At 30.0% G+C, this 15,864-nt stretch carries 10 protein-coding genes; 2 read left to right on the top strand and 8 right to left on the bottom strand.

The features are described from left to right. Positions 1 to 3: 3 nt before the first annotated feature. The 3 genes from LNQ49_RS04705 to LNQ49_RS04695 all read right to left on the bottom strand — a co-directional run bounded on the left by LNQ49_RS04705 (position 4) and on the right by LNQ49_RS04695 (position 1,915). Positions 4 to 162, bottom strand: coding sequence for a hypothetical protein (locus LNQ49_RS04705; RefSeq protein ID WP_229987560.1), 159 nt, complete (start codon positions 160 to 162; stop codon positions 4 to 6). Between the two features lie 90 nt (positions 163 to 252). Beyond that, positions 253 to 1,188 carry a hypothetical protein gene (locus LNQ49_RS04700; RefSeq protein ID WP_229987559.1) on the bottom strand — a complete coding sequence of 312 codons (936 nt, stop codon included), beginning with the start codon at positions 1,186 to 1,188 and terminating at the stop codon, positions 253 to 255. A gap of 73 nt (positions 1,189 to 1,261) precedes the next feature. Continuing rightward, positions 1,262 to 1,915, bottom strand: coding sequence for a hypothetical protein (locus LNQ49_RS04695; protein WP_229987558.1), 654 nt, complete (start codon positions 1,913 to 1,915; stop codon positions 1,262 to 1,264). Between the two features lie 419 nt (positions 1,916 to 2,334). On the opposite strand from LNQ49_RS04695, the gene LNQ49_RS04690 reads away from it, so the two are divergent. Further along, a complete protein-coding gene (locus LNQ49_RS04690) occupies positions 2,335 to 2,535 on the top strand; it encodes a hypothetical protein (RefSeq protein ID WP_229987557.1) in 201 nt (66 codons plus the stop codon). 743 nt (positions 2,536 to 3,278) lie between these two features. On the opposite strand, the gene LNQ49_RS04685 is transcribed toward LNQ49_RS04690, so the two are convergent. The 4 genes from LNQ49_RS04685 to LNQ49_RS04670 are packed head-to-tail and all read right to left on the bottom strand — an operon-like array spanning position 3,279 to position 14,654. Then, positions 3,279 to 8,309: an RHS repeat domain-containing protein gene (locus tag LNQ49_RS04685; RefSeq protein WP_229987556.1), complete on the bottom strand. Its 5,031-nt coding sequence runs from the start codon at positions 8,307 to 8,309 to the stop codon at positions 3,279 to 3,281. Positions 8,310 to 8,367: 58 nt separating this feature from the next. Beyond that, a complete protein-coding gene (locus LNQ49_RS04680; protein WP_229987555.1) occupies positions 8,368 to 13,521 on the bottom strand; it encodes an RHS repeat domain-containing protein in 5,154 nt (1,717 codons plus the stop codon). 10 nt (positions 13,522 to 13,531) lie between these two features. Further along, positions 13,532 to 14,134: a hypothetical protein gene (locus LNQ49_RS04675; RefSeq protein WP_229987554.1), complete on the bottom strand. Its 603-nt coding sequence runs from the start codon at positions 14,132 to 14,134 to the stop codon at positions 13,532 to 13,534. After that, on the bottom strand, positions 14,121 to 14,654 hold the full coding sequence (locus tag LNQ49_RS04670; protein WP_229987553.1) for an OmpH/Skp family outer membrane protein: 534 nt from the start codon (positions 14,652 to 14,654) through the stop codon (positions 14,121 to 14,123). Before LNQ49_RS04670 ends, LNQ49_RS04675 begins: the two co-directional genes overlap by 14 nt. A 354-nt stretch (positions 14,655 to 15,008) precedes the next feature. On the opposite strand from LNQ49_RS04670, the gene LNQ49_RS04665 reads away from it, so the two are divergent. Continuing rightward, a complete protein-coding gene (locus LNQ49_RS04665) occupies positions 15,009 to 15,419 on the top strand; it encodes a prepilin-type N-terminal cleavage/methylation domain-containing protein (RefSeq protein WP_428978334.1) in 411 nt (136 codons plus the stop codon). 208 nt (positions 15,420 to 15,627) lie between these two features. Here the strand turns inward: LNQ49_RS04665 and LNQ49_RS04660 are convergent, their stop codons facing one another. Continuing rightward, on the bottom strand, positions 15,628 to 15,825 hold the full coding sequence (locus tag LNQ49_RS04660) for a hypothetical protein (RefSeq protein ID WP_229987552.1): 198 nt from the start codon (positions 15,823 to 15,825) through the stop codon (positions 15,628 to 15,630). Positions 15,826 to 15,864: the final 39 nt, after the last annotated feature.

The following is a 15,864-nucleotide window of genomic DNA, read 5'->3' as shown; positions in this document are numbered from 1 at the left end:
ATTTTATTTTGAAGGGTTTTCGAGTTTATAAATTCTATCAGACAATAATTGAAAATTTTTATTTTCTTCTTTTAATGATTTAATTTCTTTTGATTGTTCAATCATATAAAGAGTCATTTCTTCAATTTTCTTCAGTAAATTCAAATTCATTTCTGCAAGCATTAACCCATTTTTTTCAATCTCTTTAGCAGATGGTATTTCTGGTAAAATGGTTGTTTTTATTAATGAATTCTTCGACTTCTTGTAATGTTTTTAGTTTATTGTAAAACTAAAAACGGTACTTTTGTTACTAGTGTTACCTGCTTTGTCATATGATTTCACATACCAATAGTAAGATCCAGAGGTAAGGGTTTTGGTATATGTATTCTTTACCTGTTCTTTAAACTTAAGATTGCTCAATGCACTTTCCGTGTATACATAAATGCTATCTATTTCTGGACTTCCAGCTATAGGAACTCTATTATATTGAAAGTTTATGTCAGTAGTAATTGTTGTGCTTTTATCGGCTGGACTTGATAGTACAGGGGTATTGGGAGCTTTAGTATCGATTAGTATTGATCTAGTAGTATATAAAGTTTCTTTAGTTCCATTGCTTGCCCTGACTTTCCAACTGTAACTTCCTTCAGGAAACGTATAGTCAAAATTGATTAAGCTTGTTTTTTCTTCTTTAATAATAGCATCGTTGTTGTCAAATATCTGAAGCTGATATTCTGTTGCTCCTATTATTGTTTGCCAAGCAAGTTTTTGAATAGCAACTTTTGTAATTAAATTATTGCTTGGAGTTAGTAAAATAACTGTATTGTTTTGAAAATCATCATTATTTAAAATTTCGAAAGCATGGGTTTTATATTCAGTTTCATAACCACTGTTTATTGCTTTTACTCGCCATTCGTATTTACCTATATTTAGTTGTTGAGTAAAAGTTTTTTTAGTAATCAGGGTATCGACAACGATTTGAATTGGGGATGTAAAATTTGGCTTTGCAATTTGTAAGCGATATCTCTCTGCATTTTCTACATTGTCCCAAGATAATGAAACGCCAGTTGAAAATAAAACAGTGTTATTTGCAGGTGCTATTAAATTAATTTCTTTTTTCGAAATATCATCAACAAATAGTATTTCTTCGCAAGATACTATTGATAAAAAAATAAAAGTTAAAGCAATTTTATATAATAAAGATTTATTCATTTTTAATGTAATTTATTTGAATTATCTATTCTGAGATAGATTAGTAATTATAAGAGAAGATTATGTAGTAAAATTACATATCAAAGAGACTTTTGTTTTTTTTGTCTCCTTTTGGGATAACAGTTTTGGTGTTTCCAAGACAATTTGTATTGTCTAAAACAATATCTGCAATATACCATTGTCCCTTTTGATTAGAAGTCCAACAAAACTTACTAGCTTGATATCCAACTATAATTTCTGGATTTAGATCTATAGTTTCTGTTTTTTTTCCTAGTTTATATAATGCAATAAGATATTTTTTATCTTGAGTATTAGTCAAGTAATAAGCATCAGCCTGTCTAATTTTTGTAATTTCATCTTTGGATAAACTTACTGCAAGACTCGTTATAATTTGTGAACTTTTAGTATCTTTAAGTAATCTAAAAACATCTGCATTATAATTAGCATTTAATTCATTAACCAACCCGTTTATGTCTAATATTTTGATAGTTACTAACTCGGGTTTTATTGGTAAACTATCAACATAGGTTACTTTTGTTTGGTTTTGGTTGTATATAGCTTTCGCAGTATATGCTTTATGTAGTTTTCGGTTAAAGGGCACTATATCAATAGAAACTCTTATTTTATTTTCTATTTTTGGTAATGTTCTTATTGAAAAATTATTTTCGACAACATTTTTTACTTCTGCCTGTCCTATACTCCCTAATTCAGGGGAAGATATTGCCATTTTATAAGTTTCATTTTTTATTTTCGTTGACTGACATGCAGTGCATAATATTAATGTCAGTGCAACCAATTTCTTTATCATATTTTTAAATTTATAAGAATTTCTTTTTTATTTATTTGATGCTTTTTACTTATTAAAAGACACCAATATTTTTTTAACAAATCTAACAAAATTTACATAAGTATTTGTAAGATTTATTGTGGTTATTTTGTTAAAAAACTAGATTAAATCTACGTTTTTCATTCATCGAAGTTGAGTGATAAAAATAATACTTTTTTTTTAGCATTATGTTATGGAACGTTTTAACGAGCCAAGTTTTTTACAAGTAATATTACATTAGTAGGAATGAAACACAATATATCATTCATGAAAGTACAAAATATTAAAGCTACAGAGCAAAGTCCTACTTTTAATGTTAAATGTCATGTTATACATCTGAAGCAATAATATTTCACAATCCAGTTGTTATTCTAATTGAAGGTTTACCAGGTATATTTACTCAGGTAGGGAATGGGTTGGTTGTTCAACAAGATATTGGCCTACAAAAAGATTCAAAATGGAGTCTTTTTATGAAGATTTGTAAGTCTGAGTTTTTCATGGAAGTAGCTAAAGTAATATAATACGCATGCTTTGTAAAAGGACCTTAAAATTATAATTTCTGTCCCAATATTTACTCTATTAGGACCTTTTAAAGCAAATAAATCGGCGCTATCGGGGGCTCTATTGAGGTTGTGGTTCAATTTGGTGTTAATGATACCATGTTAGATAGCGTATTGAAAATACAAGATAAACAAAATCTAGAGTTGTGCTATGTCTCTGAAAGCTTTATAAAGAGTGTTTAATATTAAAAAGAAACCACAACTTTTTATAGTTGTGGTTTTATATGTTTTGTTGTGGGTACAAATGTGAGATTCACAATAGCCTAACGACATCAAATGTTCGGATTAGAGAGGGATTTTCAAATAGTTAGTTCTAATGTAATTACTAACCAAATTCATTAAGAATATAGTTACAGCAACATAAACGAAAGCTAAAAGATAATGTATAATATTATTATTAATTAATTCAGAACTAATAATTTTCTCAAACCTTTTCTTTTTATAGTAAATTATATAATTAAAAATAAGAGGTAATATAAAAGCAATATAAACCAATACTTGAGGTTGAACTTTCGAAAAAGTAAAAAAATATAATATTCCTACGATACTAAATATATTTATACTTTGAATTGCGCTAAGTAATACAAAAGCATGTAATTTGACATCATTATTATTAGAGAACATGTTTGAATCTATTATTTTAAAAAATTTATAAAAATTAACAAGTATTAAATCAAAAAATTTCATTTTCAGTTAGTTTAAAATTATTCTTTACTAGTAGGCACTCCAAAGAAATTTAAAATATTTCCCACTGTATTGTTTAAGTAAGCGTTTGGATTAGTCACCTGATTCATTATTTGTGTATGATATTTTTGTCCTAGATAATTCCCTGGTATGGTACCTAAAGCAAGTTCTGGGAAATAAAAATTAATTACATTTAGTGACTGGTCATAAGCTCTTCTATCATTGTCTATATAACCAAGCTGATATTGTCTTTCAGTACTCAAAACTCCTAAGGCAGATAAACTATACCCTGTAAATTTTATTCCTTTACCTACACTGCCAAGAACCTGAGTCTCAATTTTTGCAGTTTGAATTGAAGAACTCGCTATTTTTCCACTGCCTCCCCCATGATAACCCATCTTCCATAATTTGTCTACTCCATTATAATTAAATATAAATTTACTATTACTTAAAGCTTCGGTATATTTATCTAAAGGTATTAATGCTCCTGAAGCGTTCAAAGCAATTGTTAAAAGATTATTTGCATCATCAAAGGGAGTAAATGGATTTGTTTGTTGCATGCTTTTTGAACTTCCATATGTTATTGTCATACCTTCCAAATGTTGCATTCCGCTTGTATTTGGATACATATTGTCTGCATCTGTTATGGGATTAACACCGCTACCTTTACAATTTTCGGGACATTGACTACATGGGCATCCTCCGTCAGGGTCAATTGTATTAATAGGATTGTTTGCCATACCAATATATGGTGAATAACCGATACCTTTAGGATCAGGATTCAACCATCTTCCCAATCTCCCATCCCAAAGACGCAACTGAAAAGCTTCCATTCCCGTTTCCTTATCTAGCTCTTGTCCTTGAAAAGCATACCTGTAATTACTTAACGAATTCCTACCTGGTAGTTGCTCCCCAAAAGGGTAATAATCAGCGTACGATTGTATTGTAGTATTACCACTAGTTTTTTGAATCACGGCCCTAACATTTCCTAAATGATCAGTAATCTCATAACTATTGGTAGCATTTGTTTTATTATAAACTCCCAATCTACTTAAGCCAAAGATAGGTAAATCAGTTTGAATTATATTACCTCCATTTGATAAACTGTATATCGCTATAGCATTACCAGATAAATCTAAGATATAATAAGTAGTGTTTTGTAATGAAAATGTGCTAGTATTATAACTTTCTTTTTTAACACGTTGTCCACGCTCATTGTAAAATATTTTAATTACAGGGTTTATACCTTTGCGGACTTCAGTAATTAATCCTTGTGTATTATAATAATAGTATAGGTTTTCTTCAGCATTATGTATCAATTGACCTATGGCATCATATTGATAATTATCTGGATTTTGATTTTTAATGTCAGTTATATCAGTTGTTGTTGCAGCATCATTTACACTGTTTAATTGATTTTTACCTGCATAATTATAAGTTAAATTGTCAATTAAAGAGCCAGTCTCATCGGTACGCTGTAATGTTTTTATATTTCCATTTGGATCATAAGTTAATCCTCCTTCAACTAAACTATTTGTAGCAGCAATTGCTGCAGTATTTGAATTTGTATTACCAAAAGTAGCTGTTGTTAACCAGTTGTTACGATCATAATTGTACAAATATCCTTTTTGGTTGGCAGTATTTCCTGAAAAATCTCCAGGGACTCCTTTATTAGTCCAACGAGTAGCTTTGATATTTCCATTATAATCAGCACCCGCAGTTGGAGAAGAAGTTATATTTCTGCCTGTACGCAAATAATCACCGTTATAATAATCAAGTGTTATACCAAAGACATCATTGTTATCTCCTCCAGGATCTTTACTAGCTTCTAGACTTGGGTGATTAATACTTTTTAGTTGTCCTCCAAGTGTGTAAACATAATCTAAACCTTGAGTTCCTTGAGCTATGTTTACTCTTTTAAGTTCACCTGTTTTATAATAAGAATAATCAGCATGTGTTATAAAATTAATATTATCTATTGAAGTCTCAACTTTTGTTAAAACACTATTTTCATTATAACTATATTGGTGTATAAAAAAATCTGAAGATTTGTCTTTTTGAAATATTACTTTTTTTGTATTGCCCTTATAATCATATTCGTAATGTATTGTTTTTGCACCAATACCTTCATTATATTGTACAACCCATTCAGCTCTTCCGTAAATATCATAACTATACCAACTAATAGCAGAAATTGTGCCTTCTGGTTTAGTATAAGTAATAGCAACATTTCCTGAAAGATTGTTTTGTATGTAATTAGTGTTAGCAATACCTGCTGAGCTTAGTACGTTACTTAAGGTTAAATTGTTAGGGATGCTAACTGATGTACGATTATTTTCGGCATCATCATATACAGTGAATGTTTGCTCTGTTCGTGTACCTGAAATTAGTGCTGCGTCAGGATTAATTATAGCAGTTGTCCAATTATTAGCGATTACACCACTTTCTATTGGTCTTCCATAGCTATCATAATCAGTATATGATATTTTGGAATCGTTTTGAAGGGCACTTTGTGAATAACGTATTTGTCCATCGTTTCTATAGACAAATTTACTAGTTCCTTCGTCGGAACTTGTAACTTGTATTAATTGGCCTAATGAGTTATAGGTATATGTGGTCGCAAAATTAGTTGAACTTAAATAAGAAGGAGATGCTACTATTGTTGTATTTGCTACGTATCCATTAGGTTGTATAGATTTTATTACTTGACCAGTTTTGTTATGTACATTAATAGCATAGTCATAATAATTTACATTATAAGTTACACCTTTTGCATCTGGTGAAACATTATTAATTGAGCCATCAGTTTTATTGATATACGCTAATGATAACTGAGGTGTTTTAGAAATTAATTCTATTCTGTATATTCCCGCCTGAAGATTATTTTTTTCGGAATCGGATAATGCTCTTCCAATTTTTAAATCGTAAACTTTGTATAATGCTGCACCTCCAAAATATGATAGTGTTCCTTCACATCCTTTTGGTAAATGTACATCTATGAAACCTTGATCTCCAATTAAAGAAGCAACTTTGTATTGGATTGCTCCTCCAGAACGTGCAGAAGCCAATGATTTTCCATCAGTATCTATAAATGAAACGTTTTCAATTCCATTAGGGTCAATATTGATTGTTTTTAAACATTTCAGTCCTACAATAATGTTGTCGGTATTATTTAAAACATCACTAATCTGATTTAAATGGTTAACCTCAGTATATGTGTCCCAGCTTCCTGATATTATTTTTATAGGGTTATCTATACCAGGACTGTTATTTTCAATGGCTTTCCTATAGTTAATCTCATTAAGTATTTGAACAATTTCACTTTTTCCACCTACTAACATTTTATACAATTTACCTCTTTCGAGTGGTGAATTAGCTTTAATTGTATATGGTCTACCACCCACCTGAAGCATTATGTTTAGGTTGCCACCTGGTATTGATTCTATAGGTAAAACTTGGTTTTCTGAAGGAATAATTTTTATAAAATAAGCAGATAGTCCTTTATTGTCATATTCAGGATATTTTGCCACTGTAGTATAGCTTTCAGGATCTCTATCATTATTAAAATAATCAGTACCAAAAATATAATACATTTCCTGAGCTGCTGGTACAGTAAATGAATAACCTGTTTTCCATTCATCATTTATTTTATTACCACCAGTCACATTTATTACATTTCCAGGATTAAGTTGGTCATAGTTATTCTGAGCAAAGGGGTGTGTTGCTGTTGCCTGATATAGTTCCTCAGTATTATTGTCACTGTAGTAATTGGCTAAACTTGGATGTGTTGAAGCATCGGATAAGATGGCTGCTGTTGCTTTAAAATTGCTCCCTGAAGTTGCTGTTAATATAAAACCATTACTTAATACTATACTTGGTGATGTTAAGCTTACTGTTAATCCAGGGCTAATAGTTCCATTTGCTGTAATAGATTGTGTAGCTTTATAATCTTTACTAGATGTTATTGCCCCCAATGATAGGCTCGAAGGATAGGATTCGATTTGCGTACTGTTTTTTAAGAAATTTGTTTTCTCAAAAGAATCGAGTGGAGAAGGAGCGATAAATGAAGTTCTATCTGGTCTAGCAAAATCATCATAGGTAGTTTCTGTACCCCAAATTTGATTGGTTACATAATTCTTAGACAGAGTCACATCTGATTTGCCAAGGTCATCAAAGTATGATCTGGATTGACCAATGACCTGTCCTTTTATATCATACGAGACAGCATGAATCCAATTATTAGAATAGTCATTTGGAATCAAAAGCTCAGAACCTTCGTTTAAGTCTTTTATAACATTTAAAGAAGCAGTAGTTGTAAGAGGAGGAGATGCTTCTATATTGTAAAATATTAAAAAATTGGAAACTATTCTAGCTCTATAATTAGTATCAGTCGACCCTTGTTTAATTATTCCTAATTCCGTATTCCGTAATGGAACTCCAGTATCTAAATATAGAATTTGTCCAGTTTTAATATTACATTTGCTAGGCCATGTACCGTTCATGTTTAGGGTGACAGTACCTTTTTTTATTGTTATAGTTCCATTACTATTTCCTTCTTCATCTGTGCAGTTAAAAATATTTGGAAGTGAAGCAGTATAGTCTACACCAGCTGCATAGTTGGAAGGGCTAGTGGTTATGTTTGTACTTATACTGCTTAAAACATCTGCGGTTGAATATATTATTAGGCTGTTATTTTCTATTTTTGCATTATATGCATTTGGATAATTAGTGGCACTTGTTGTTACTGGGCCTAATTCAATATCTGGTAGACTAGGAGAAATTGTAAGAACTTTTATTACTCCAGTTTTTAATGGCTGTTGTGTCCAACCGCCACTAAAATAAACTGTTAATACATTGTTATCAACTGAAATTTTACCTCCTCCTCCTCCGCTACCCGTAAATAATTCTGTTGATGATATAGTAATGCTATAATTTGGATAATTACCAAATGCATCTAAATTATGACTGATATAATTGGATGTATTATTAATATCTGAATTAGCAAAAATAAATATTGGAAATAAAATTATATAGTATATATATTTTTTCATTTGTTTTGTTTTGGTTAATGAACTCTAATATCTTTGTTTCTAACAAATAACGATGTTATCAAAAAAATTTATTATTGTAAGTGTTTGATTTTACTAATTTAAAACCTCCCGTAATTCCATTTTTTGGATCATCAATAATTTCAGAATAAGTTCTTATTAACCTTCCTGCAGCGTCGTATTCAAATCGTGTGGCTAAACCATTATTAGCAATTATATGTGTTAATTCATCCCATTCATTATAAACATATCCAGTGATAGAAGATGCTACTGGGCGTATCATTAAATCATCAAAATACACAGTTGATCCATCTGCAGAAGTGACATATACCGAATAAGCCCCTACTGGTACATTTACGTAACCAGTTTTTAAAATCCAATTACCAGCAGTGTATGTTTCTGTGAAATCAATTATACTACCATTGTTATTTATACGAGCTTTGGCAGCATTAGTTTTTTCTACCCAAACAGATACTTTATATTTACCAGGTCTATGCTCGCCATTTTTCATGGATATTCCAAATTGAGAATTTGAGGTTGTAGCAACTGAATATTTTCCAGTGTGATAAAATAATGTATTTCTAGATGCATTTATCATAGCGACTTCTGATTCAAGATAAGTAGGGAAATTTGAAAGAGGCGCATTTTCTGCTCCTGCAAAAAACATTTCACTATAACTAGCATTACCAGAGGTTATTACTTTTGTGTTATTATCACCCATTTTTCTGGATGCATAATTCCCATTGACATCTTTTATCTCCAATGGTTTAGAAAAATGATCATATAATGTAACTTCGGAAGTTTGTTTCCATTGGGTTGGTTGTGAACCAACACCTATTGAACCAGTCCAAATGTTAAGAACTCCAATATTCCAATTAAAATTATCATGATTTTCACTATTATAATTGAGAAATAAACCATTAGAATCTTTACTACCATTCCAAATATATGATTTGTGTTTTCTCCAAATTATTTTTTTTGCATATCTAGCAACTTCACTCCAATACGTAGGAGAGCTTCCATCAGGAAATGTTACTGGAGTTAAAGTACCATCTATGCTTTTGTAGCTCCAATTATTACTCCAAGTGGTTATACCTACTCCAGTTTCTTTCCATTTATTTTCAGCTTTACTAAAAATATAATCATAATTAACTGCAACTTGAGATAACATGTTTCTTGAAGTTTGCATTTCTGGGTAAATACGGAATGCTGGGATTATCTTTGTTTTATAGGATTGGCCATCGCTTGATTTCATCACTTGCTCTTTAGAAATGCCAGAAATTTCATCATAATCTAAAAAGTGAGATGAATATGTATATCCATTACTTTGCTCTGTAGATGATTTAATAATATTTGGATATTTTATTCTAGTTGATGTGTTTATTAACCATTTATCATTAATGTTTGGAGATAGATAATCAACTGTTTTGTAAGATTGATATGATTCTTTTGAAATACCAATGCTATTCGGAATTTCATTTTTGGAAAAATAATTATTGGAAATTTTACTTAAAAGATGCCCTTCTGAATTATAAGTAGAAACTTCTAATAATTGGCCAATTGCAGCTAAATTATCTTTCAAGGTTATTGAACTTATATTTACATTTTTACCTGAATTATTGGTGAAATAGGTTTCATTCTTTTCAATCTCAAAGAAATCTCCATATTTAATTTTATTTGGAGTTTTTTCTTTCATTACATTAAATTTATAACGAATCTTACCATTAGATTTATTATTTGTGCTTTTAAATTCAACTGATACGTAATCGTGCATAACCCTTGGAGCTGGTAATTCCGAACTATAAGGTAGCTCTTTAGTGATATTTTGAGCATATGGGACAAAACTTACATAACCTATACCGTCTTCATTTAATCCATATTTGTAGTCTGTACTATATTCATTTAAACCATCACTAACTGCTAATTTTGAAACTCGAGTACCACCACCTTCAAATGTGGGATTCCCATCTAAATCAATACTGATTGTTATATCATCATTGTTATATATAGAACTGTTTAATTGTGAATTATATATGATTTCACTTGTTACAGGATTGTCGAATGTAACTTCATATTTACCAGCTCCTAAAGTGTTTTCAAGTAAAGAAATATGCCCGTTACCGGCATATTGATATTTTGTTATTACTATGTTATTCCCAATTTGTCTTCTAAAAAAAGAAGTGAAATTAATTTTTACTGATTGATTTAATGAGATGGGATAGTTATGTATTGAACCTATGTCTATTATTACTTTTTCATTTACACCATCTATCAACAATTGATTTGTGGGTACAGTACTTTTAAATTTTGTTAAGCTTTTATTTGAAAATTCTAATGCAGCTTTAGTTAGACTTTTAAATTTTGTACTCTCATAATTTATTTTTATTGCTCCACCCTGTGGAGTAATTATTTTTTTCAGAGACCAATTTGAAGGGTTATTCTTGTAATACCCCCAGCCATCAGATACATTATCTAAATCTGCTAATTGTACATTCTCATTATTATATTCGAATTGATAAGGAGGTAAGATATCTGAACCGCCTTTTCCTCTAAATTTTACAGATTTTAATGTTAAACAGCCTTCCCCTTTGAGTAGGGAATTATCATAATTTAAATCGACTATTTTTATTGCTTTAGAAATGTATTGTTCCCAATTGTCACCAATATCAATTATGTTATCATATTTGTTAATTGGAGCTAGTTCTTTTTTATTGTAGTAAAAACTATTATAAAGTTCCGAGTTTCTTAACGTGTTTGATTGTGTGTAATTATAATTCTTACTATAATTAATATCAATATTTGTATTTGAATCAACTCCATGATTCTTATTTATGTTTATGTCTTCATTTTTAAATAATAGGACCTTACTTAGTTTTAGAAGTTTTTGGGAAGGCACTATAAACCTAGTGACAAAGTCAGACTCACGTTGTTCACGTTTATTTTCATGTATGACCGATTTATATTCCCATTCTTTTGACTTTGCATCATTTCTTTCATCTTTTAAGAATATTGCAGTATGGGTCCTTGTTTTTATTTTATCTAAATAATATATTTGTTTTCTTCCTTTAATCCAAGTCTTTATGTTAGAGTTTGAATCATCTGTAAAATACTCTTTATTATCAGGAGCGGACCATAAATATGCATCTGACCATAAGCCATAATCGAAGCTTGTCCAATAACCTAAATCTCCATCTCCAGCAATTCCGTCACCATTATCTATAAAATCAGGACCTGTAATAGCAGTTAATAACCAATGTGTGGCAAATGGTTCCAATTGTCTTTTCTCCATATATGCTTGGTTTTCTTCCGTTTTTCCATTAATCATTCCAAAAGTTCGTGTAATAATTTCATGATTATAAACAGGTAATGAATAATGATAAGTTTTACCATCAATGGCAGTTATTGAGAATGCACCAATACCATCTACGGGTAATTTAGACCTGTCAATCCCTGTTGCATTAGTATCTAAAAAGCCTCTATCTTTTAATTGAGATAAATTTTTTACTAAATCACTATTTAACCAATATTCAATTTTTTTAGATGTAACTCTTTTAAGTTTTCCATAATCTTCTCCTGATGAATAATGTTCATAAGGAAATTTTTTATTTAAATCTGAATTTTGAGATATTGTTTTTACATCTGTAGTGTTTAAGTATGTACTTATTTCATTATCAAAATAAAAATCTGGTTTGTTACGGAAATAACCTTGGTCAGGAGCAGAATAAATTAATTTAAAACCATTTTTGTTTTCATAATTACTGAGTCCTTTTAGCGCTCCATTCTCATACAAAATAGATCTAAAATTTCCTGATAACCCTTGAGAATTTGCACTAAAGTTATCATTGCTAGGTAAGACAAGGTTATTGTTTTCTATATTGAGAGTATTCTCTATTGAGAATTCGTGTATGTCTCCTGTTGATTTCTCAAAAATGTAACCAGGAATATTTAACTGCTGATCTGTCCATGGTACTATTTGAGGCTCACTATTTGAATTAGAACCCGAATATATAGTTGTAGATAAATTGGGATACTTGATTAGCATTTGGTCTCGATATACGATAGCACTATTTAAGTTCTCAAATGATTTAACTAAATTATTACCTGTAGTATTTGGTAATTTTGCATCTCGAGTAGAGACCACATAGGATTCTTGTACTTTGTTGAAATTTAATACTCCATTTACAACCGATTCTTTATTCGTTGAAAGGTAATATGTAAATTCCTGTTTACCAAAGCTTAAACTAAAGGTTCCTATTTGTGTAGGTACAATAATAGGTACTATCCATCCATTAGATTTTGTACTGTAATCTCCCATATTGATTGTATGATTGAAAGATAGACGTATTCCTGTCCCAGCTCCTCCTACTGTTTTGTTTTGATTATTACGATTTTTTACCCCTCCATTTATTCCTATCCCTCCTGAGGAGAGGCTTACCTCAAGGGATGATGTATTGTTATTTCCAGACAATAAAGTAGCTCCATAGGAAAACGTGCCTGAAGAATTGTATCCTAACGAAAAGCCTTCACCATTTGTATTATTTGAATAACCGATACTGCCTCCTAAATTGCCATTTGAATTTAAATTTGCTCCTACTGTTAATCCACCTGCAGTAGTTATACCAACACCTACAGAGGCATTTCCTGATGAGCTTCCAAATCCAATAGAAGCATTGGCACCACCCCCTGCACCACTTGCTTGATCTGTATAACCAGCACCAACACTTACGAATCCACCAACAGCTTGACTATTACTCCAATTGAAACCTAATCCAACTGAAAAAGCGCCATTTGAATATCCTACTGATACAGATGAAATTTTATCAGTTTTTGAAGAGTCATAAAAATACTCACTAATAACTGCAGTATTATAATCATCTGGGTAACCATTAATGTTTCGTTCAATTGCGCCAGGGTTTACGTTCCATCCTAATCCTGTCCATGATGAATCTTGATCTAATGCTATACCAGCATGATATGCCATAGCTATTGGATAACCTCCTTCTGGACTAGGGACATTAAGTAAAGGTAATACATAACTATATTGGCCTGTGATTAGATTTACCATATCAGTTGCATCAACAGGCTCAAAGCTTGCTGCTTCAGCTGATTTAGGTCCATTATTTGATGCAAATAGATTATTTGGTATTAAAGTTGGGAAAAAAATCAACAAGAAAAAAGTGGCAATAAGGCGATGGTGCTTTTTGTATGTAATCATAAGGCTAATATTAAAAACGTAATTGAGGTTCTTTTTCTAGTGCTTTGGTATTTATTTTGAATTTAATATCTCCAGTATCAAGCCCTAAATCTTCAATAACAAAGTTTAGATAGTCTTGTTTAATAAATTTATTGTCTCGGGGATACACAATCATTATGGATGTAGAACTACTCATACCATACATTCTAGGGTAAATAAAATCGGCTAATGCTAAAGTGTCTTTTGTAGGAGTATATACGTGAAGTTTTTCTTCCATTCTAAAGGCTAAATCAGTAACCATTTGACCGAATTTAGTTTTATCTCTTGCAACTCCATTTAGTAATTCCTGATTATTCTTAGACATAGACAAGTTGAAATATAAATATTTATTATATTTCTGTCTTAGTCTATTTATTTCAGTTGGATTAGTTTTGTTTTCTAAATCTTGTTGAACTAATAAATCTGTCGGTCTGTATTGTAGTATATAATCAACACCATTAACCGTTTTTTTATAACAGTATCCGTTGTCTTCATCTTTTATATAATCATACATTTCTTCCTGATTATCAAAAGTTTTGTTACAGGAAGTTAGAAGTAATAATAAAAGAAGTAATAAAAGGTTATTTTTTATCATATTCTGCATTAAGTCCTTTTAAAACTTGCTCAGTTAAATCAGTAGATTCATCAGCATACATGATATTTCCACCACCACTGGCACCAAATATGATTTTATAGTTATGTTTTTTTCCGTACTCTTTAATGTAATCGTTAATATCATTAATTACAGTTTGAGTTACTTTTTTGTCTTCTTCTTGTATTTTTTTCTGAATTGCTTCTTGGTATCCATTAATTTGTTGTTGTTTATTACCAAGTAATTCTTGCTTTAGCTTTAACTCTTTTGGAGATAAAGACGCTCTTTCTTTTTCGTAGTTCTTTAATTCGTTTTGCCAATTTGCAACTAATGAGTCAACGTTTGCTTTCATCAGATTGGCTTTTTTATCAAACTCGGCTTTAGCAATTTTTGTTTTACTATACCCTATAATTAGTTTATTAACATCAACATAGACTAATTGTGAGCTTGATTTTGCAAAATAAATTGCAACAATACTTAAAAACACTGCTATAATTGCAGCATATAAAGGAATTTTCTTCATTATTTTATTTAGCTAATTTTGCGCAATGTTAAAGCTTTTATATTACTTTAACAAGTTATATTGTATTGTTTTTAATGTAAAATGGGTTTTTTAGGGAATACCAATCTTTGTTTTTTTATAGTATTTTACTTTCTTGTAATGTCGTCTGATTTAAAATTTTTATTTACTGATGTAAAAAAAATGTAGTTTAAATTAAAAGTAATATGACTTTATGTGTTTTATGTATGAGGATTGATTTTGTTAATCATTACTCATTTTTTTTTTCGGTAAATTAATGTGTAATTTCTTATTTATTATTATGTGACTTTTTTTCAATAAAATCTATATATTTGCCCATACTAAATCTTTTTTGTTTTGAAAAAATTCCTTGTTAAAAAATTCCCTTCCTTTAATCTCCAAGAAATGTTAATTGTATTGGCAATTATTGGAATATTACTATTAATAGCTTTACCTAATTTGATGCCTTTAATTACAAAAGCTAAAAGTGTAGAGGCGCAAGTACAGCTAAAAGCGATATACAATGCCGAAAAACAATACTATTTCATGTATTCTAAATACAGCCCAGATTTTGTGGAGATTGATTTTGAAGCTCCCAAAACGACAAAAGATAATGGTAGTGCAAATTATGTATATGAAATTGTACAAGCGAGCAATAATGAATTTAAAGTAAAAGCTACTGCTATAACTGATTTTAATGGTAATGGTGTTTTTAATGTTTGGGAAATTGATCAGAATGGGGTTCCAAAACAAATAGTAAATGACTAATGTTATTATTAAAATTTTTATTGATTATTTTATTTTTTATAATATTATATCAGGATTGTAAAGACCGGCTGGTTTATTGGTTTTTATATCCATTAATTGGAGTTCTAGCTTTTACAATACAACTTACAATCTTACCCATTAACATTGTTTTACTTAATAGTGGAGTTAATTTAATATTCGTTTCTTTTTTATTAATAGTTTGTTATGGCTACACTAAACTAAGAGGGATAGAGTTTGAAAAATCTTTAGGATTAGGTGATGTATTATTTTTTGTTTTTATTTCTTTTTCCTTTTCTATAATTTCCTTTTTTGTATTGTTTTTATTTTCATTATTTTTCTCATTGTTATTACATTTTGTTTTATCAGTCAATAAAGAGAAAAGAACAGTGCCATTAGCAGGATACATGGCTTTGTTTTTTGGAGTAGTTTATGGAATAACTTTTTT

The sequence above is a fragment of the Flavobacterium pisciphilum genome (assembly GCF_020905345.1).
GTDB classification, from domain to species: domain Bacteria; phylum Bacteroidota; class Bacteroidia; order Flavobacteriales; family Flavobacteriaceae; genus Flavobacterium; species Flavobacterium pisciphilum.
This window is presented reverse-complemented; position numbering and strand designations above follow the sequence as displayed.

Bases quoted from the DNA above. Each gene is read 5' to 3' on its own strand.
- LNQ49_RS04685 (WP_229987556.1), bottom strand. From the start codon at position 8,309: ATGAAAAAATATATATACTATATAATTTTATTTCCAATATTTATTTTT.
- LNQ49_RS04680 (WP_229987555.1), bottom strand. From the start codon at position 13,521: ATGATTACATACAAAAAGCACCATCGCCTTATTGCCACTTTTTTCTTG.
- LNQ49_RS04700 (WP_229987559.1), bottom strand. From the start codon at position 1,188: ATGAATAAATCTTTATTATATAAAATTGCTTTAACTTTTATTTTTTTA.
- LNQ49_RS04660 (WP_229987552.1), bottom strand. From the start codon at position 15,825: ATGTATCCTGCTAATGGCACTGTTCTTTTCTCTTTATTGACTGATAAA.
- LNQ49_RS04705 (WP_229987560.1), bottom strand. From the start codon at position 162: ATGCTTGCAGAAATGAATTTGAATTTACTGAAGAAAATTGAAGAAATG.
- LNQ49_RS04690 (WP_229987557.1), top strand. From the start codon at position 2,335: ATGTCATGTTATACATCTGAAGCAATAATATTTCACAATCCAGTTGTT.
- LNQ49_RS04670 (WP_229987553.1), bottom strand. From the start codon at position 14,654: ATGAAGAAAATTCCTTTATATGCTGCAATTATAGCAGTGTTTTTAAGT.
- LNQ49_RS04675 (WP_229987554.1), bottom strand. From the start codon at position 14,134: ATGATAAAAAATAACCTTTTATTACTTCTTTTATTATTACTTCTAACT.
- LNQ49_RS04695 (WP_229987558.1), bottom strand. From the start codon at position 1,915: ATGGCAATATCTTCCCCTGAATTAGGGAGTATAGGACAGGCAGAAGTA.